The organism is Magnetospirillum sp. LM-5 (assembly GCF_902729445.1).
GTDB lineage: Bacteria > Pseudomonadota > Alphaproteobacteria > Rhodospirillales > Magnetospirillaceae > Magnetospirillum.
The window spans coordinates 47,496-64,893 of sequence record NZ_CACVCE010000001.1 but is presented as its reverse complement, the minus strand read 5'-3'; the positions used below and the strand labels follow the sequence as shown (position 1 = coordinate 64,893).

Annotated in this window: 17 protein-coding genes; 8 read left to right on the top strand and 9 right to left on the bottom strand. The window is 64.9% G+C overall.

Annotated features, from left to right (window positions below):
- Positions 1–2 precede the first annotated feature (2 nt).
- From MTBLM5_RS00305 to MTBLM5_RS00285, 5 genes are all read left to right on the top strand, one after another.
- A complete protein-coding gene (locus tag MTBLM5_RS00305) occupies positions 3–266 on the top strand; it encodes a hypothetical protein (protein ID WP_173973817.1) in 264 nt (87 codons plus the stop codon).
- Positions 263–1,306: a sulfite exporter TauE/SafE family protein gene (locus tag MTBLM5_RS00300; protein ID WP_217424941.1), complete on the top strand. Its 1,044-nt coding sequence runs from the start codon at positions 263–265 to the stop codon at positions 1,304–1,306. The genes MTBLM5_RS00305 and MTBLM5_RS00300 overlap by 4 nt, the downstream gene beginning before the upstream one ends.
- A 19-nt stretch (positions 1,307–1,325) precedes the next feature.
- A complete protein-coding gene (locus MTBLM5_RS00295) occupies positions 1,326–2,183 on the top strand; it encodes a universal stress protein (protein WP_173973815.1) in 858 nt (285 codons plus the stop codon).
- Positions 2,184–2,264: 81 nt separating this feature from the next.
- The gene (locus MTBLM5_RS00290) at positions 2,265–2,498 is read left to right on the top strand and encodes a bacterioferritin-associated ferredoxin (protein WP_173973814.1); all 234 of its coding nucleotides are present in this window, start codon (positions 2,265–2,267) and stop codon (positions 2,496–2,498) included.
- An 86-nt stretch (positions 2,499–2,584) separates the two neighbouring features.
- On the top strand, positions 2,585–4,657 hold the full coding sequence (locus MTBLM5_RS00285; protein WP_254430845.1) for a bifunctional diguanylate cyclase/phosphodiesterase: 2,073 nt from the start codon (positions 2,585–2,587) through the stop codon (positions 4,655–4,657).
- Positions 4,658–4,877: 220 nt separating this feature from the next.
- Here MTBLM5_RS00285 and MTBLM5_RS00280 read toward each other — a convergent pair whose 3' ends face one another.
- Positions 4,878–6,320 (bottom strand): DUF294 nucleotidyltransferase-like domain-containing protein, encoded by a 1,443-nt coding sequence (locus tag MTBLM5_RS00280; protein ID WP_173973813.1) that lies wholly within the window; start codon positions 6,318–6,320, stop codon positions 4,878–4,880.
- Positions 6,321–6,823: 503 nt separating this feature from the next.
- Between MTBLM5_RS00280 and MTBLM5_RS00275 the strand changes: the two genes are divergently transcribed.
- Positions 6,824–7,144 carry a DUF485 domain-containing protein gene (locus MTBLM5_RS00275; protein ID WP_173973812.1) on the top strand — a complete coding sequence of 107 codons (321 nt, stop codon included), beginning with the start codon at positions 6,824–6,826 and terminating at the stop codon, positions 7,142–7,144.
- Positions 7,144–8,823, top strand: coding sequence for a cation acetate symporter (locus MTBLM5_RS00270; RefSeq protein WP_173973811.1), 1,680 nt, complete (start codon positions 7,144–7,146; stop codon positions 8,821–8,823). The genes MTBLM5_RS00275 and MTBLM5_RS00270 overlap by 1 nt, the downstream gene beginning before the upstream one ends.
- 88 nt (positions 8,824–8,911) lie before the next feature.
- On the opposite strand, the gene MTBLM5_RS00265 is transcribed toward MTBLM5_RS00270, so the two are convergent.
- The 8 genes from MTBLM5_RS00265 to MTBLM5_RS00230 all read right to left on the bottom strand — a co-directional run bounded on the left by MTBLM5_RS00265 (position 8,912) and on the right by MTBLM5_RS00230 (position 16,385).
- On the bottom strand, positions 8,912–9,676 hold the full coding sequence (locus MTBLM5_RS00265) for an alpha/beta fold hydrolase (protein WP_173973810.1): 765 nt from the start codon (positions 9,674–9,676) through the stop codon (positions 8,912–8,914).
- Complete coding sequence (locus MTBLM5_RS00260) at positions 9,673–11,259, bottom strand: benzoate-CoA ligase family protein (RefSeq protein WP_173973809.1); 1,587 nt, start codon at positions 11,257–11,259, stop codon at positions 9,673–9,675. The genes MTBLM5_RS00265 and MTBLM5_RS00260 overlap by 4 nt, the downstream gene beginning before the upstream one ends.
- A gap of 61 nt (positions 11,260–11,320) precedes the next feature.
- Entirely contained in the window at positions 11,321–11,788 is a 468-nt protein-coding gene (locus MTBLM5_RS00255; RefSeq protein ID WP_173973808.1) for a DUF4863 family protein, read from the bottom strand.
- Between the two features lie 3 nt (positions 11,789–11,791).
- Positions 11,792–12,493, bottom strand: a complete 702-nt coding sequence (locus MTBLM5_RS00250) for an ABC transporter ATP-binding protein (protein ID WP_173973807.1) — start codon at positions 12,491–12,493, stop codon at positions 11,792–11,794.
- A gap of 2 nt (positions 12,494–12,495) precedes the next feature.
- A complete protein-coding gene (locus MTBLM5_RS00245) occupies positions 12,496–13,266 on the bottom strand; it encodes an ABC transporter ATP-binding protein (protein WP_173973806.1) in 771 nt (256 codons plus the stop codon).
- Positions 13,263–14,261 (bottom strand): branched-chain amino acid ABC transporter permease, encoded by a 999-nt coding sequence (locus tag MTBLM5_RS00240; RefSeq protein WP_173973805.1) that lies wholly within the window; start codon positions 14,259–14,261, stop codon positions 13,263–13,265. Before MTBLM5_RS00240 ends, MTBLM5_RS00245 begins: the two co-directional genes overlap by 4 nt.
- On the bottom strand, positions 14,258–15,118 hold the full coding sequence (locus MTBLM5_RS00235) for a branched-chain amino acid ABC transporter permease (protein WP_173974043.1): 861 nt from the start codon (positions 15,116–15,118) through the stop codon (positions 14,258–14,260). The genes MTBLM5_RS00240 and MTBLM5_RS00235 overlap by 4 nt, the downstream gene beginning before the upstream one ends.
- Before the next feature lie 70 nt (positions 15,119–15,188).
- Positions 15,189–16,385, bottom strand: a complete 1,197-nt coding sequence (locus MTBLM5_RS00230) for an ABC transporter substrate-binding protein (RefSeq protein WP_173973804.1) — start codon at positions 16,383–16,385, stop codon at positions 15,189–15,191.
- Positions 16,386–16,626: 241 nt separating this feature from the next.
- On the opposite strand from MTBLM5_RS00230, the gene MTBLM5_RS00225 reads away from it, so the two are divergent.
- The gene (locus MTBLM5_RS00225) at positions 16,627–17,319 is read left to right on the top strand and encodes a fumarylacetoacetate hydrolase family protein (protein WP_173973803.1); all 693 of its coding nucleotides are present in this window, start codon (positions 16,627–16,629) and stop codon (positions 17,317–17,319) included.
- Positions 17,320–17,398 lie beyond the last annotated feature (79 nt).

Below are 17,398 nucleotides of genomic sequence, written 5' to 3'. Positions count from 1 at the left end.
CCATGTCGACCATCACCGCGCGGCTGACGCCCCAGACCCTGCGCACCCTGGCCTTGGGGGCGCTCAGCCTGGCCCTTTACATCCTGCTGTTTTCCTTCGAGGCCGAGGTGCTGGCGGCCAGCACCGGCGGCGGCTGGGCCTTCGTGGTGCCGATCGTCATCGCCTTCGTGTTTTCGTTCGTGCACGGCGCCTTCACCAGCGGCTTCTGGGACATGCTGGGGCTGAAGGCCAAGACCCGCAAGGAGCCCAAGCGATGGAGCAAATGACCCAATTCATCGCCCTGGACCTGGCGGGGATGGCCGGCCTGTTCATGGTCGGCTTCGTCGGCGGCATGGTGTCGGGCTTCATCGGCTCGGGCGGCGCCTTCGTGCTGACGCCTGCGATGATGAGCATGGGCGTGCCCGGCATCGTCGCGGTGGCCAGCAACATGTGCCACAAATTCCCCAAGGCCCTGGTCGGCGCCTATAAGCGCGCCAAGTTCGGACAGGTCGACGTCAAGCTGGGCCTGATCATGGGCTGCTCGGCCGAGGCCGGCGTGCTGGTCGGCGCCCAGCTGCAGCAAAACATCAAGCAGTCCTTCGGCGATGTCGGCTCGAACCTTTACGTCAGCGTGGTGTTCGTCGTCACCCTGGCCATCGTCGGCACCTATGTCCTGAAGGACGCCATCCGCATCTACCGTTCGGGCAACACCAAGGCCGAGGAAACCGTCGGCCCGCTGGCCCGCAAGGTGCAGTCCATCCACATCCCGTGGACCATGGTCTATTTCAAGTCCATCGACGCCAAGGTGTCGTTCCTGATCACCATCCCCATGGGCTTCGCCACCGGCTTGCTGGCGGCCACCATCGCCGTCGGCGGCTTCATCGGCGTGCCGTCGATGATGTATGTGCTGGGCGTGCCCAGCCTGATCGCCTCGGCCACCGAACTGGTGATCGCCTTCGTCATGGGCCTGGGCGGCACCGTCAAGTTCGCCCTGGGCGGCTTCGTCGATGTCCGCCTGGCGATGATCATCCTGGCCGGCTCGCTGTTCGGCATCCAGGTCGGCGCCATCGGCACCACCTATGTCCGGCCCTACATGATCAAGCTGGTGATGGGCATGATCATGGTCACCGTGCTGTTCAGCCGGCTGTTCGTGATCCCGGTCTATATGGCCCAGCTGGGCATGATCGACGCCATCGGCGAGCCGACCATGGCGCTGTTGAAGACCATCAGTTTCTGGATCATGGTATTCGCCTTGGTCCTGGGTGCCGTCATCATCCTGAAGGCCTTGTGGAGCGGCATGCGCGAAGCGGCGGCACAGCCGGCGTGACCGGCGAACGGAGGGTACAATGAGCCAAGCCAGCACTCAGCTTTCCCCCACCGGCCGCTTCGAGAAGGTGATGGTGGCGTCCGACGGCTCGGAATTTTCGGCCGGTGCCGAGCGGGTCGCCATCGCCATGGCCAAGAAGGGCGGCGCCCATCTGACCATCATGAGCGCGGTGATTTCCAGCCCCGAGCTGGACGACATGGGCCCCGACATCGTCGCGCAAGCCGAGGCCGCGGCCGAAGACAATCTGAACCGCATCGAGGCGACCGCGCTGGCGGCCGGAATCGACTGCACCAAGGTTCTGCGCTACGGCGACGATCCTTACCGCGAGATCCTGGCCGAATCCGAGGATTCCAACATCGACGCCATCGTCATCGGCCGGCGCGGCAAGCGCGGGCTGGCCCGGCTGATGCTGGGCGACGCCACCGCCAAGGTGGTCGGCAATGCCAAGTGCAGCGTCATGGTGGTGCCCAAGGCCGCCGAAATGTGGACCCGGCGCGTTTTGCTGGCCACCGACGGCTCGCGCTCGTCGGACGCGGCGGCGATGGCGGCGGCCCGCATCGCCCATTGCTGCGCCACCCCGATCACCATCTTGTCGGTCGAGGTCCCCCATCATTCCCCCGAGCGTCAGGCCGAGGCCCGCAAGGTCGTCGATCGCGTCCTGGCCTTCTATCAGGCCGAAGGATTGGACGCCGAAGGATTGGTCGGGCGCGGCCTGCCCGATCAGGTCATCGCCCAGACCATGCAGGACAAAGGCTGCGACCTGGTGGTGATGGGCAGCCACGGCCGCACCGGCCTGGGCCGGCTGCTGCTGGGCAGCAATTCCGAACGGGTCATCGGCCAGGCCACCTGCCCGGTCCTGTGCGTGCGCGGCGCCTGACAAAGCCACAAGAAAATTATTGCATTGCGTTGTTGCGAATGATTATCATTACCCTGTGGTGATCAACGCAGCGGAGGCCCCATGTATGTGTGTCTGTGCCACGCCCTGAACGAACGCGCCGTCCATGCGGCCATCGCCGAGGTCGGCGCCGGCTCGCCGGCCCATGTCTGGCGCCACCTCGAGCTGAAGCCGCGTTGCGGAAAATGCGTCCCTACCATGCGCGACATGATCGATGGCGGCGAATCCTCGCATCACTGCCAGGGCGGCGGCCAATGCGGACGCTGCAGCCATGATCATGGTGGCGGTGATCATTGAATCTCGCGCTTGCAATGCAGGACCGGAAAGTGGCATTCCTGTGGACCAGGGTGGAGACTGTATAAACTGGGACCGGGACCACCATCTTGGGTGCCGTCGAAACGATCGCTCACCCCCTTGATCAATACCGTTCTCTGTTCGAGAACGCGGTCGAGGGGATTTATCGCACCACCCCCGATGGCCGCTATCTGGCGGCCAATCCCGCCCTGGCGCGCATCTACGGCTATGACAGCCCAGGCGAGTTGATCGCCGGCCTGACCGATATCGCCCGCCATCTTTACGTCAACCCCGCCGACCGCGACCGTTTCAAGGAACAATTGGGCACGACCTCGGTGGTCAAGGCCTTCGAGGCCCAGGTCTACCGCAAGGACGGCTCGGTCATCTGGATTTCCGAGAACGCCCGCGCGGTACGCGACCCGGGCGGCGCCATCGTGTGCTACGAGGGCACGGTTCAGGACATCACCGAGCGGAAGCTGGCCGAGGACCGGCTGCGCCTGGCGGCGGCGGTGTTCGAGAATGTCGGCGAGGTGATCGTGGTCACCGACCGCGACCATGTGGTCCAGGCGGTCAACCCAGCCTTCGAGCGCATGACCGGTTTTGCCGCCGAAGGCGTGGTCGGCCAACGTTTCCGCATCCTGGCGCAAGAGATCAACGATGCCGACATGGTGCGCGACGCCTGGGACACCGCCATGGCGGGGGCGATCTGGCAGGGCGAGCTGTGGGCCAGGCGGTCCGACGGCGACGTGTTTCCGGCGGCGGTGGCGCTGACCGGCATCGCCGATGAATCCGGCCAGGTCGGCAGCTTCGTCATGTTGTGCCGCGACATCACACGGCGCAAGCAGGACGAGGAGCGCATCCGCTACCACGCCAGCCACGACACCCTGACCCGGCTGGCCAACCGCCACACCGTGCTGGAATCCCTGAAGGATTCGATCCTGCGCGCCGACCGCGCCGGAACCCGCATGGCGCTGTTGTTCCTGGACGTCAACCGCTTCAAGGACATCAACGACAGCTTCGGCCATGCCGCCGGCGACGAATTGCTGCGCCAGGTGGCGCGGCGCCTGAAGGGCTGTGTGCGGGCCACCGACATCATCGGCCGACTGGGCGGCGACGAATTCGTGGTGGCGCTGCCCGACCTCAAGGAACACCATTCGGCGCTCAATTGCGTCGACAAAATCCTTTACGCCTTCTCGGAGCCGTTCGCCCTGGACGAGGCCCGCGAGATCTATTGCTCGACCAGCATCGGCGTCGCCATCTACCCCGAGGATTCCGACACCGCCGAGGGCCTGCTGACCTGCGCCGACGCGGCGATGTACCACGCCAAGTCGGGCGGCATGCCGTACCGCTTCTACGATGCCGAGATGAACCGTCAGGCCGTCGATCGCATCAATCTCGAGATCGATCTGCGCCGCGCCGTCGCCGAGGGCCAGTTCCGCCTGCACTATCAACCCAAGATCGACAGCGTTTCGGGCCGCATCGTCGGCGCCGAGGCCTTGATCCGCTGGACGCATCCCGAGCGCGGCCCGGTCAGCCCGGCCCTGTTCATCCCGGTGGCCGAACGGGCCGGCCTGGTCGGCGCCATCGGCGACTGGGCGCTCGCCGAAGCCTGCCGCCAGATGCGGGCCTGGACCGAGGCCGGGCTGGATTTCGGCTGCGTGTCGGTCAATTTGTCGCCGGCCCAGTTCCACGACGCCCGCCTGAAGACCAAGGTCGAGCAGGCGCTGGCCGACAACCACCTGCCCGCCAGCGCGCTGGAACTGGAAATCACCGAAACCATGATGGCCACCGAGGTCGATCGCGCCATCACCATCCTGTCCGACCTGGGCCAGATGGGCGTGCGCATCTCGATCGACGATTTCGGCACCGGCTATTCGTCGCTGGCCTATCTGAAGCTGTTCCCGGTGCACGCCTTGAAGATCGACCGCGCCTTCGTGCGCGAACTGCCGGGCAACAGCAAGGACGGCGCCATCGTCGCCTCGGTGGTGGCACTGGCCACCAACCTGGGCTTCGAATTGATCGCGGAAGGGGTCGAGACCGTCGCCCAGGCCGATTACCTGCGCACGCGCGGTGTCGGCACCATGCAGGGCTTCCTGTACAGCCCGGCCATCGATGCCGAATCCTTCGGCCGGGCCTTGAGCGGGGAAAAGTCCCTCGGCTGAGCCTCGGTGTACTTTTCCCCGGGCAAACAGGGAAAACCCGTGCTCAAGCAAGCTTTCCGCGCGGGTTCGCCTTTTTCGTCACCGTGAGCCGGGCAAGGCCCGTCACACGGTGCCCGCGGAAAAGTGAAAAATAGGCGCAGGGCCGCCCCAAGCCTATTTTTCTCCGTTTAAATTCTCGGGGAAAAGTACACCGAGCGAAGCGAGGGACTTTTCCCCGCCCTTAGCCGCCGCCGACGCCGCAGATGTATTTCAGGGTCTTCAGGCGCTTGAACGCCCAGCGCAGCCTTTCGCGCAAGCGCTTGGGGAAGCGCTTGGGGTCGACCTTGGCCGAGGCCGGGATGCCCGCGGCCAGATCGGCCAGCTGCTGCTCCAGCATGATCCGGAAGGCGATCTCGCGGATTTCCAGCAGGTCGCGCCAATCGTCCTCGTGCAGCAGTTCCTGGTCCTTCAGCGCGGTATAGCGCTCGTCGGTGCCGGTGGCCAGAACATGGGCGCGGATGGCGCGGAAACGAGCCGCCGACACCAGCGGCAGCAAAGCGAACTTCTTGACGTTCAGACGGCCCTGCTTGGTGATGAAGCCGCCGAACAGGCCGGTGGCGACATCCATCTTGGCGACGTGCTGGGCCAGATACTGCATGAAGAAGCCCGATTGCGACGCCTTCTCGATGGCGTAGACCCGCAATTCCTCGGCCAGGTCGCGATCGCCCCACACCGGCTGGAAATCGAAGAAGATGTCGCAATACATCACGGTCTGGTTCTCGACCGAATAGACCCAGGAATGGACCTCGTCCTTCCATTCTTCAAGGCTTTTCCGCCATTTCGGCTCGCGCGCCATGACGCCGCCATCGCAGAACGGGATGCCGGCCTGGTTCAACATCTCGTTGACGCGCTTGCCCAGCTCGGCGAACCACACGTCGTCGGCGGGGCTGCCGCGATGGACGATGGCATTGTCCTGGTCGAACACCAACAGGCTTTCGCCACGACCGCCCGAGCCCAGCACCAGCATGGCATAGGCGGCCGGCGCAGCCCCCCATCCATCCTCGGCCATGCTGGCCTCGGCCAGTTCGGTGGCCCGCGCCGTCAGGTCGCGCACCACCAGCGAAATCACCGAGCCGATATTGCGGGCCGACACGCCCTCGGCCAGCAACGACCGGGCCAGACCGGGCAGCGCCGCCATGGCGGCCCGCATGTCGTCGGCGCCCTTGGCCTCGTGCACCGAATCGCCGATGGCCAGGGCGTCGGTGGCCCGGACCTTCAACAGGGCGCGGCCGGTGATCATGCCGATCGGGCGGTTGACCTCGTCGACCACCACCAGATGGCGCAAGCCCAGCCGGTTCATCTTGGCCAGCGCGACATAGACGAAGGCGTCGCCGGGGACCGCCGCCACCGGCCGGGTCATCACGGCGCCCAGGCTGGCATCCATTCCGGCCATTCCTTGGCCGGACAGGATGCGCAACAGGTCGCGCTCGGTCAGAATCCCCAGGCAGCGGCCGCGATCATCGACGGCGACGATCGACGACACCTTGGCCTGGTACATCGCCTTGACCGCCTGCTCCAAACTCATGGTTTCGGAACCGGTCAGGACAGGGGTGCTCATCACCTCGCGCAGACGGTGCTGATAGGGGAAGCTGTCGATTCTCGCCAGGGCGCCAATGTCATTCATGGAAGTTCACCATAATGGCGGTTTCTAACGGCGCAACCGATAAATTGCACGCTCGAAGTCATCCCCCACCCCATTCCGCCCCACCCAAAAGTGTCGAAAGAGAAGACACAGCACTGTGTATTGCCATGCAACATGGAAAAAAACCAGTAACAAAATTGTGCCGTAAGTGCCTACTGCCTATCAACTAAACACAACCGTAACGAAAACACCATTTACTTCGAACGCTCTTATATTTCATGACGGATGAAAACTTTCATGACGGAAAGGTGTCCTTCTTTTGCACTGCAGAAACAAGCGTATGGTGTTGACGTCAATGTGCACCAATGCTAATGACGTCTAATGCCCCGCGCAAGCTGGGGGGATATGCCGTGGACGCATAGGTCCGCCATGCCCCTTTGGCCGGCGATGCGGGAAAAAGATGGTTCGAGCCGGCACCAAGACCGGCGACCAAAACGACAAGCCGTCGGCCTTGGCCAAGGCGGCACAAATTGTGGAGGGTCAAAGTGAAACAAGCCCAACATTGCCAAGTCACCCATGACAAGATCACGGCCAATCCGAAGTTCCAGGAACTGGTGAAGAAGCGCACCGCTTTCTCCTGGACCCTGTCGGTGGCCATGCTGGCCATCTATTTCGGCTTCATCCTGCTGATCGCCTATGGCAAGGCGTTCCTCGGACAGTCGCTGTCCGGCGGCGTCACCACCGTCGGTTTCCCGATCGGCGTCGGCGTCATCCTGTCGGCCATCGCGCTGACCGGCATCTATGTCCGTCGTGCCAACACCGAGTTCGACGAACTGAACCGCCAGATCCTCGAGGAAGCCCGCTAATGAATTACAAGAAGCTCGCTCTCGTGGCCCTTCTCGCTGTCTGCGGGACCCTGGCCGCTACCGCCGCTTTCGCCGCCGGTGCCGATCTCGGCAACGCGCAGAAGCAGGAAACCAACTGGCACGCGATCGTCATGTTCGTGATCTTCGTGGGCATCACCCTGGGCATCACCTACTGGGCCGCCAAGAAGAACAAGACCGCTGCCGATTTCTACGCCGCCGGTGGCGGCATCACCGGCTTCCAGAACGGTCTGGCCATCGCCGGCGACTATATGTCGGCCGCCTCGTTCCTGGGTATTTCCGCCCTGGTGTACGGCTCGGGCTTTGACGGCCTGATCTTCTCGGTGGGCTGGCTGGTCGGTTGGCCGATCATCCTGTTCCTGATCGCCGAACGCCTGCGCAACCTCGGCAAGTACACCTTCGCCGACGTGGCGTCCTATCGTCTGGCCCAGGGTCCGGTCCGTATCTTCTCGGCCACCGGCGCCCTGATCGTCGTGATCTTCTACCTGATCGGCCAGATGGTCGGCGCGGGTCAGCTGATCAAGCTGCTGTTCGGCCTGGACTACCTGATGGCGGTGATCGTCGTCGGCGCCCTGATGATGGTCTACGTGACCTTCGGCGGCATGACCGCCACCACCTGGGTGCAGATCATCAAGGCCTGCATGCTGCTGGGCGGCGCTACCTTCATCGCCCTGGGCGTGCTGTCGAACTTCGGCTTCTCGTTCGAGGCTCTGTTCGCCAAGGCCGTGGAAGTTCACCCGAAGAAGGGCGCCATCATGGCCCCGGGCTCGCTGGTGACCAACCCGGTTGACGCCATCTCGCTGGGTCTGACCCTGATGTTCGGCACCGCTGGTCTGCCGCACATCCTGATGCGCTTCTTCACCGTGCCGAACGCCAAGGAAGCCCGCAAGTCGGTCTTCTACGCCACCGGCTTCATCGGTTACTTCTACATCCTGACCTTCATCATCGGCTTCGGCGCCATCACCATGGTGCTGACCAACCCGGAATACATCATCACTGCCGGTAAGCTGGATCTGAAGGGCGGCAACAACATGGCCGCGGTGTGGCTGTCCCACGCCATCGGCGGCAACCTGTTCCTGGGCTTCATCTCGGCGGTCGCGTTCGCCACCATCCTCGCGGTGGTGTCGGGTCTGACCCTGGCTGGCGCCTCGGCCATCTCGCACGACCTGTATGCGTCGGTGTTCGCCCGTGGCAAGTCCACGGAAGGCACCGAAGTCATGGTGTCGAAGGTCGCCTCGCTGGGCCTCGGCGTCATCGCCGTGATCCTGGGCGTGGTCTTCGAGAAGCAGAACGTCGCGTTCATCGTCGCCCTGACCTTCTCCATCGCCGCGTCCGCCACCTTCCCGGTGCTGGTCATGTCGATGTTCTCGAAGTCGCTGACCACCCGTGGCGCCGTCATCGGCGGTTACATCGGTCTGGTCGGCTCGGTCGGTTGCGTGATCCTGTCGAAGGTGGTTTGGGTTTCGAGCTTCGGCTTCAAGGACCCGATCTTCCCGTTCGTGTACCCGACCCTGTTCACCATGCCCGCCGCCTTCCTGGCCTGCTACGTGTTCTCCATCATGGACAACAGCGAGCGTGGTCAGAAGGAGCGTGCCGCCTATCCGGCGCAGGCCATCCGGTCCGAGACCGGCCTGGGTGCCGAGGGTGCCGCCGCCCACTAAGGGCAGCGACGCTCCAATCAATCTTCGAAGAAAACTTGGCCGCCGGCTCGTCCGGCGGCCTTTTTCGTTTATGGGATGGGCGGGGGGATCAGCGCAGGAAGTCGATGATCGCGGCCAGCACCGCACCGGGCTGATCGCGATGGGGCGAATGCCCGCAATCGGGCAGCAGCAGGGTGGTGGCCCCGCCCGGCACCCGGTCGCGGATGGCATCGACTTGCAAGATGGTGCCGTATTCGTCGTCCTGGCCCTGGATCACCAGCACCGGCACGCCGATGGCGGGCAGGAAGCCGCGGATGTCCCAATGGACGAAATCGGGGGCCAGCCAGGAATCGTTCCAGCCCCAAAAGGCGCAATCGGTGTTGGCGCCGTGATGGCGCTGCAATCTGTCCCGCAGATCGCCGGTCAGATAAGCCTCGCGCGCGGCCCGGATGCTGGTCAGGCAGATGGGTTCGACGAAGGTGTGGGGCGCCATCACCACCACCCTTTCGACCCGCGTCCCGGCGCTGCTGCCGGCATGGACCAGGGCGATCGAGGCACCGTCGGAATGGCCGACCAGCACCACCCGATCCAGACCGGCGGCATCCAGCAGACCGGGCAGGACGTCCCTGCCCTCGCGCTGCATGTAATCCAAGGGTCGCGGCAGATCGACCGGGTCCGAGCCGCCATAGCCGGCCCGGCTGAAGGCCAGGACCGGGTGACCGGTGACGGCGGCCAGTCGGTCAGGGAAATCGCGCCACAGCGACACCGAGCCCAGCCCCTCGTGCAGCAGCACCAGGGTCGGGCGGGCCGGATCGCCCCCGATGCGGCGGGTTTCCAGGGAAACGCCGCCGACATTCAGGGTCTGTCTGCTCACTTCGTCCTCAGCTTGAACCTTTGGATCTTGCCGGTCGCGGTCTTGGGCAGGGTCTCGACGAACTCGATCCAGCGCGGATACTTATAGGGCGCCAGCCGGGCCTTGACGAAGGCCTGCAATTCCTCGACCAGGGCCTCGCCGCCATTCAGGCCCGATTGCAGCACCACGAAGGCCTTGGGCTTGATCAGCCCCTCGCCATCGGGGAAGCCGACAACGGCGGCTTCCAGCACCTTTTCGTTGGCGATCAGGGCGGCCTCCACCTCGAACGGCGACACCCAGATGCCGCCGACCTTCAGCATGTCGTCGCCGCGCCCGGCATAGCGGTAATAGCCCTCGTCATCGACATAGTACTTGTCGCCGGTATGGGTCCAGGCGCCGCGGAAGGTGGCCATGCTCTTTTCTCGCTGGTTCCAATAGGCCACCGCCGCGCTGGGGCCATTGACCACCAATTCGCCCATCTCGCCTTGGGGCACCTCGCGGCCGTCATCGCCGACGATCTTCATGACGTAGCCCGGCACCGGCTTGCCCGAGGTGCCGTAGCGCACCTCGCCATGACGGTTGGACAGGAAGATGTGCAGCATCTCGGTACTGCCCAGCCCGTCCAGGATCTCGGCGCCGAAGCGTTCCTGCCAGCGCTTGCCGACATCTTCCGGCAACGCCTCGCCGGCGGACACGCAGGCCCGCATGCGCAAGGACGCGGTTTCGCGCCGGTTCGACGGATCGGCCAGGATGGTGCCGTACAGGGTCGGCACCCCGAAGAACAGGGTCGGCTGGTGGTCCTTCAAGATGGCCATCACCGATTCCGGCGTCGGCCGGTCGGCCAGCAGGATGGTGGTGGCCCCCACATGCAGCGGGAAGGTCATGCCGTTGCCCAGGCCGTAGGCGAAGAACAGCTTGGCGGCCGAGAAGCACAGATCGTCCTCGCGGATGCCCAGCACGCCGTCGGCGTAAAAATGGGCGGTGGCGGCCAGGTCGCGCTGCAGGTGCACCGCCCCCTTGGGCGCCCCGGTCGAGCCCGACGAATAAAGCCAGAAGGCGACGTCGTCGCTGGTGGTGGGCGCGGGTTCCAGATGGGCGCCGGCTTTGGCGGTCAGGTCGGACAGCAGCACATGGCCGTGGGCATCGGCGCCCGACACCACCACCTGCTTCAGGAAGGGCAGATCGGCCAGGATCGGCGTCACCTTGTCCAACAATGCTTCCGACACCACCAGCACGCGGGCGCGGCTGTCGGCCAGCATGTAGCCGTAATCCTTGGTGGTCAGCAGGGTGTTCAACGGGATCGGCACGATGCCGGCCTTGATGGCGCCCCAGAACACCGCCGGGAAATCGATGGTGTCGAGCATGATCATGGCGATGCGGTTTTCCATCTCCAGACCCAGGCCCAACAGGGCGTTGCCGGCGCGGTTGACCCGCCCGGCCAGGTCGGAATAGGAGTGCGTGCCGCCGACATCGATATAGGCGGCCTTGGCGCCTCGGCCCTCGGCCAGGTGGCGGTCGATGAAATGGGTGGCCGCGTTATAGGCGCGCGGCAGTTCCAGCGGCTTCGGCTCGGTCACGACGTGCGACGCGGTGGCGTTGGTCATCTCGGATGTTCCCTCTCCCATGAGGGCGTGGCGGCCGTTCTTCGTTGGTCTTGCGGTCGTCTCACGCGCCAGTGAACTGAATTGCCCCCTGCGGCAGGAGGTAAAGAACGATGGCCATGCCGCCGGTGATGGTCGGCCGATGGCCGGAACCCGGGCCATGGACCAGCCAGCCGCGGCCATGGCCGTCGAAGGTGGCGGCTTCGTCCACCGGCACGATCATGTCGATCTCGCCGGTGGGGTGGATGTGGTGCGGCCCGGCCAGATCGCCATAGGCGACCACGTCGACCGAGAAGCCGAAGGTGGCCGCCGACGGCTTGGCCGGACGCGAGAAGCGGATGCCGCCGGCGTCCTTGCCGCAGAAATCCCCGGCATCGATGCCCTCGGCCAGGCAGGCGGCGATGGCGGCGAAATCGGGGCCGTCGCCGGGAAAGCGCCGGTTCAACTCGGCCATCAGGGCGGCATCGACATCCTTGCCGGCACAGAACTCGGCGATCGGGGTGATCAGGCTGATCAGATCCGGCACGCTCATGGTCTAAAGTCCGATATGGCGTTTCAGGATTTCGGGATCGTCCCTCAAGGCCTGCGGCCCGCCGTCATAGACGATGCGGCCCTTGACCAGGATGACATGGCGTTCGGCCAGGCCCAGCAGCACATGGACGTTCTTGTCGACGATGATGCTGGCGATGCCGCTGTCCTTGATGGTGCGGATGGTGTGCCAGATCTCGCGGCGGATCAGCGGCGCCAGGCCTTCGGTCGCCTCGTCCAGGATCAGCAGGTCGGGATTGGTCATCAGGGCGCGGCCGATGGACAGCATCTGCTGCTCGCCGCCCGACAGATGGTTGCCCATGTTGTCCAGCCGCTCGGCCAGACGCGGGAAGGTGTCCAGCACGCGCTCATAGGTCCAGTCGCGCTGGCCTGCGACGCCCGGGCGCGCCGCCATCACCAGATTTTCCCGGACATTGAGGTTGGGGAAGATGCCGCGCCCTTCCGGGACATAGGCGATGCCCTTCTTCATGATGGCGTGGGTCTGGGCGCCGGTCATGTCGGCCCCCGCGATGGTGACGCTGCCCTGCTTGGGGCTGACCAGCCCCAGGATCGATTTCAGCAGGGTCGACTTGCCCATGCCGTTGCGGCCCATCAGGGCCACCGTCTCGCCCTTGGCGACGGAAAAGTCCACGCCATGCAGGATGTGGCTGTTGCCGTAGAAGGTGTGGATGCCCTTGGCGACGATCATGGTCAATAGGCCTCCGCCCCGTCGCCGAGATAGGCGTCCTGCACCGCCTGCGAGGCGCGCACGACATCGACCGGGCCGCTTTCCAGCAGCGTGCCGTTGACCATCACCGTCAGGGTGTGGGCCAGGCTGAACACCGCATCCATGTCGTGCTCGACCAGGACCAGGGTGTATTGGGCGGCCAGCCCCTTGAGCAGGGCGACCATCCGCTCGCTTTCCTCTTTGCCCATGCCGGCCAGCGGCTCGTCCAGCACCAGCACGTCGGGGCCGGTGGCCAGGACCATGGCGATTTCCAGCTGGCGCTGCTCGCCATAGGACATGGTGCCGGCGACCCGGCCCGAGCGCGCCGCCAGCCCGGCCAGTTCCATCGCCCGTTCGGCGCGGGAATTGACGTCGGCCAGCGCGCGGGCCGGACGGAAGAAGCGCATCGAGCTGGACAGCCGCGACTGCGCCGCCAGGCGACAATTCTCGAACACCGAGAAGGTCGGGAAGATGTTGGTCTTCTGGTAGCTGCGCCCGATGCCCAACCGGCTGATGCGATGGGCCGGCAGGCTGGTGATGTCGCGGCCGCGAAACAGCACCTGCCCGCCCGAGGCCGGCAGATGCCCCGTCAACAGGTTGACGAAGGTGCTTTTGCCGGCGCCGTTGGGGCCGATCACCGCGTGGGGCTCGCCCTCGCGCACCACGATCGACACCGAATTGACCGCCACCAGGCCGCCGAACGCCTTGGTCAGCTCGCGGGTTTCCAGAACGATGGAGGATTCGGGGGCGCTCATGCCTCGTCCTCCGGTTCGGACGCCGGCTTGGCGCCCAGCTGCAGCAACAGCCCGGCCAGCCCCTTGGGCAGCAGCAGCACCACGGCGATGACGAACAGGCCCATGGGCAGCAGCCAATGCTCGGTCATGCCCTCGAAGCCCATGCGGGCCAGTTCCAGCACGAAGGCGCCCAGGGCCGGGCCGAAGATGGTACCCATGCCGCCCAGGATCACCATCACCAGGGCGGTGCCCGACTGGTGCCACGACAGCATCGCCGGGTTGACGAAGCCGTATTGCGCGGCACCCAGGAAGCCGGCCAGGCCAGCGATGGTGGCGCCGATGACGAAGGCCACCAGCTTGTAATGGTCGGGATTGAAACCCAGGCCCTTGACCCGGTTCTCGTTGACACCGATGGCCTGAACCACCCGTCCGAACGGCGAGGCCAGCAGCACCTTCAGCAGCAGATAGGCGCCAATGAACAGGCCGAACACCAGGTAATAGAACACCAGCTTGTCTTCCAGGTTCATCAGGCTGATGCCGGCGATCTCGACCGCCGGCATGACGTAGATGTAGGCGCCATCCGATCCGCCGGCCAGGCGCGAATCGTTGAAGAAGTAGAAGCCCATCTGCCCGAAGGCCAAGGTGATCATGATGAACGAGATGCCGGTGGTGCGGATCGAAAGCGCGCCGATGATCGCCGCCACGGCAGCCACGATCGCCAAGGCGGCCGGCAGCACGATCCAGATGTTGGCCGCCTCGTATTCGGGCGACAGGATCGCCAGCATATAGCCGCCCAGGCCGAAAAAGGCGGCATGGCCCAGGCTGACCATGCCGGCGATGCCGACCAGCAGGTCCAGACTCATGGCCATGATGGCCAGGATCATGATGCCGGTGATCTTTTGCATCAGGAAGGCGTGCTTGGCCGGAAACAGCCAGGCGCCATAGAGGGGATAGGCCGCCAGCAGGACCACCAGGGCCAGAAGCGCAATGGCGACGGGGCGAGGCAGCCGGCTCATGCGAACAGCCCCTTGGGCTTCCACAGCAGCACGGCGGCCATCACCGCATAAACCGAGAAGCTGGCGAAGTCGGGCACCAGCACCCGGCCGAAAGTGTCGGCCAGGCCGATCAGGATGGCGCCCAGGAAAGCGCCCTTGACCGAGCCGACGCCGCCGATCACCACCACCACGAAACACAAGATCAGCACCGAATCGCCCATGCCGGGATAGACCGAACTGACCGGCGACGCGATGGCGCCGGCCAGGCCGGCCAGGGCGGCGCCCATGGCGAAGACCAGCCCGAACAGCAGTTTGACGTTGATGCCCAGGGCCTGGACCATCTCGCGGTTGGATGCACCGGCGCGGACCCACATGCCGAAGCGGGTCTTGGCGATCACCCACCACATCCCCAGCGCCACCACGGCGCAGACGGCGGAAATGACCAGGCGATAGACCGGATAGGACAGATTGTCGGTCAGCGGGAACGACCAGTTCAGCGCCGCCGGCATGGAAACGGCATGGACGTCCGAGCCCCAGATCAGCTTCTGCGCCTCGTTGAACACCAAGATCAGGCCATAGGTCAGCAGGACCTGATCCAGATGGTCGCGCTTGTAAAGGGCGCGCACCAGCAAGGTCTCGATCCCATATCCGACCAGGGCGGCGATGGGCAGCGACAAGACCAGGGCGGCCAGCAGCGAGCCGGTCTTGGCGGCCAGCCAATAGGCGGTATAGGCGCCCAGCATGTAGAACGAGCCGTGCGCCAGATTGATGATCCCCATGATCCCGAAGATCAGGGTCAGACCACTGGCGACCAGAAACAGCAACAGCCCGTACTGGACCCCGTTCAGCGCCTGGATCAGGAAGAACCACACATCCATATTGTTTTTGCCCATCCCCTGGGAAATCCGCCGCCGACCCTTCTCGGGCCGGCGGCGGGGAAGCGTGATGCTAGACAGCCTTGCAGCCGCGCGCCGGGTCGATCAGGCCCTTCTGGGCCACTCCCAGCACCGTTTCCTGGCCGTTCTTGACCTCGCGCAGATAGATGTCCTGGATCGGGTTGTGGGCCTTCGAGAAGGTGAAATTGCCGCGCGGGCTCTTGATCTCGGCCTTTTCCATCGCCGCGATCAGGGCCGGCTGGGCCGAGGTGTCGCCCTTGACGGCCGCCATCGCCTGGACCAGCAACTGGCCGGCGTCATAGCCCTGGACGGCATAGACGTCGGCACCCTTGCCGAACTGCTTTTCATAAGCGGCGCGGAAGGTCTTGTTCAGCGGCGTGTCCAGATTGTCGGCGTAATGCAGCGTGGTCAGAATGCCCTCGGCCGCCTCACCCTGGCCCTTCAGCACGCCGTCGGTCAGGAAGCCCGGACCAATCAGCGGAATGCCCTTCAGACCGGCGGCGGCGTAATCCTTGACGAACTTCAAGGCGCCGGCACCAGCGAAGAAGCACATCACCGCGTCGGGCTTCAGCGCCGCGATCTCGGTCAGGTTGGCCTGAAACTCGACATTGGGGAACGGCACCAGGATCTGACGGGCGATGCGGCCGCCGCGGCTGGTGAAATGTTCCTCGAAGGCGCCGATCATCTCTTCGCCGGCGGCGTACTTCCACGTCATGGTGACGACGTTCTTGTAGCCCTTCTCGATGGCGACCTTGCCCAGCGGGAAGGTGGTCTGCCAGTTCGAGAACGAGGTGCGGAAGATGTTGGGCGAGCACATCGGCCCGGTGGCGGCGTTGGCGCCGGCATTGGGGATGATGGTGATGGTGCCCGACTGCTTGGTCACCTTGACCATGCCCATGGCGACGCCGGAATGGACGGTGCCGACCACGAAATCGACCTTCTCGCCGGTCACCAGCTTGTTGGTGTTCTCGGGCGCCTTGGCCGGATCGGATTCGTCATCGACGGCGACATATTCGATGTCGCGGCCGCCCAGCTTGCCGCCCTTTTCGGCGATGGCCATCTTCATGCCGTTGGTGATCGCCTCGCCCAGGCCGGCATAGGTACCGGAATAGGGCAGCATGATGCCGACCTTGACCTTGGCGGTGTTGCCGATGGCGAACTTGGTCGGCACGAAGCCGGAAGCCCCGGCCAGACCGGCCACGGCGGCACCCTGCAGGATCGTCCTGCGGGAAACGGGTTTGGAATCCATGTCGTCCCTACTCCTAGACCGGCCCGTCTTCGCCGGGCGCTGTTGCCTCCACGATCGGGGCTCGGTTCGGCCCCTTCGCCTCCTGGTCGGAGGCGGACATTATTGCTCGGCGTTGGCCGCCGTTAAATCGGTACTTTAATGCGTATTACCATGACGATGCAACACGAACCCCACAGCGACGGGGATTGTCCTTCCGCGCGGTCGGGTGCATCCTGGGGTACCACCAGACCGGGAGCCTGGGATGACCGCACTTCTGTTTCCGCTTGCCCAGCCGGCCGTGCCGGTAGCCGGTGAAACCGCCCTTTATCCGGTCCGCCGGGTTTTCTGCGTCGGCCGCAACTATGCCGGCCATGCCCGCGAGATGGGGTCGGACCCCAACCGCGAGCCGCCCTTCTATTTCTCGAAATCGCCCGACTGCCTGGTGCCCGGCGGCGGCGCCATCCCCTATGCGCCGGCCACCGCCAACCTGCATCACGAGATCGAGCTGGTGGTCGCGCTGGGCGCCTCGGTCTATCAGGCCAGCCCCGAAGCCGCCGCCAAGGCGGTGTTCGGTCATGCCGTCGGCCTGGACATGACCCGACGCGACCTGCAATTCGCCGCCCGCGACAAGGGCCGCCCGTGGGACCTGGGCAAGTCGTTCGAGTTCTCGGCCCCCATCACCCCGATCATCAAGGCCAGCCAGCCGATCATGACCGGGGCCATCAGCCTGAAGGTCAATGGCGAGATCCGTCAGAAGGGCGACGTCGCCGACATGATCTGGTCGATCCCGGAAATCATCGCCCACCTGTCGCAGTACTACCACCTGTCGGCCGGCGATCTGATCTATACCGGAACCCCGGAAGGAGTCGGCCCGGTGCACCCCGGCGACCACCTTGTCGGCGCTGTCGAAGGGGTGGGCGAGCTGACCGTGGACATCACGCCACCTAGGGCCTAAACCTGTTTTTTGGGAAAAAGTTTTGCGTTAGTCTTAAGACTGTGCACATTGGGGACCCAGGAGAGAAGGCCTGGGCGGA

Excerpts from the sequence above, each read along its gene's own strand:
- MTBLM5_RS00305 (WP_173973817.1), top strand. The coding sequence starts at position 3 with ATGTCGACCATCACCGCGCGGCTGACGCCCCAGACCCTGCGCACCCTG.
- MTBLM5_RS00235 (WP_173974043.1), bottom strand. The coding sequence starts at position 15,118 with ATGGATGTGTGGTTCTTCCTGATCCAGGCGCTGAACGGGGTCCAGTAC.
- MTBLM5_RS00270 (WP_173973811.1), top strand. The coding sequence starts at position 7,144 with ATGAATTACAAGAAGCTCGCTCTCGTGGCCCTTCTCGCTGTCTGCGGG.
- MTBLM5_RS00225 (WP_173973803.1), top strand. The coding sequence starts at position 16,627 with ATGACCGCACTTCTGTTTCCGCTTGCCCAGCCGGCCGTGCCGGTAGCC.
- MTBLM5_RS00255 (WP_173973808.1), bottom strand. The coding sequence starts at position 11,788 with ATGAGCGTGCCGGATCTGATCAGCCTGATCACCCCGATCGCCGAGTTC.
- MTBLM5_RS00300 (WP_217424941.1), top strand. The coding sequence starts at position 263 with ATGACCCAATTCATCGCCCTGGACCTGGCGGGGATGGCCGGCCTGTTC.
- MTBLM5_RS00245 (WP_173973806.1), bottom strand. The coding sequence starts at position 13,266 with ATGAGCGCCCCCGAATCCTCCATCGTTCTGGAAACCCGCGAGCTGACC.
- MTBLM5_RS00250 (WP_173973807.1), bottom strand. The coding sequence starts at position 12,493 with ATGATCGTCGCCAAGGGCATCCACACCTTCTACGGCAACAGCCACATC.
- MTBLM5_RS00230 (WP_173973804.1), bottom strand. The coding sequence starts at position 16,385 with ATGGATTCCAAACCCGTTTCCCGCAGGACGATCCTGCAGGGTGCCGCC.
- MTBLM5_RS00295 (WP_173973815.1), top strand. The coding sequence starts at position 1,326 with ATGAGCCAAGCCAGCACTCAGCTTTCCCCCACCGGCCGCTTCGAGAAG.
- MTBLM5_RS00260 (WP_173973809.1), bottom strand. The coding sequence starts at position 11,259 with ATGACCAACGCCACCGCGTCGCACGTCGTGACCGAGCCGAAGCCGCTG.
- MTBLM5_RS00240 (WP_173973805.1), bottom strand. The coding sequence starts at position 14,261 with ATGAGCCGGCTGCCTCGCCCCGTCGCCATTGCGCTTCTGGCCCTGGTG.
- MTBLM5_RS00290 (WP_173973814.1), top strand. The coding sequence starts at position 2,265 with ATGTATGTGTGTCTGTGCCACGCCCTGAACGAACGCGCCGTCCATGCG.
- MTBLM5_RS00280 (WP_173973813.1), bottom strand. The coding sequence starts at position 6,320 with ATGAATGACATTGGCGCCCTGGCGAGAATCGACAGCTTCCCCTATCAG.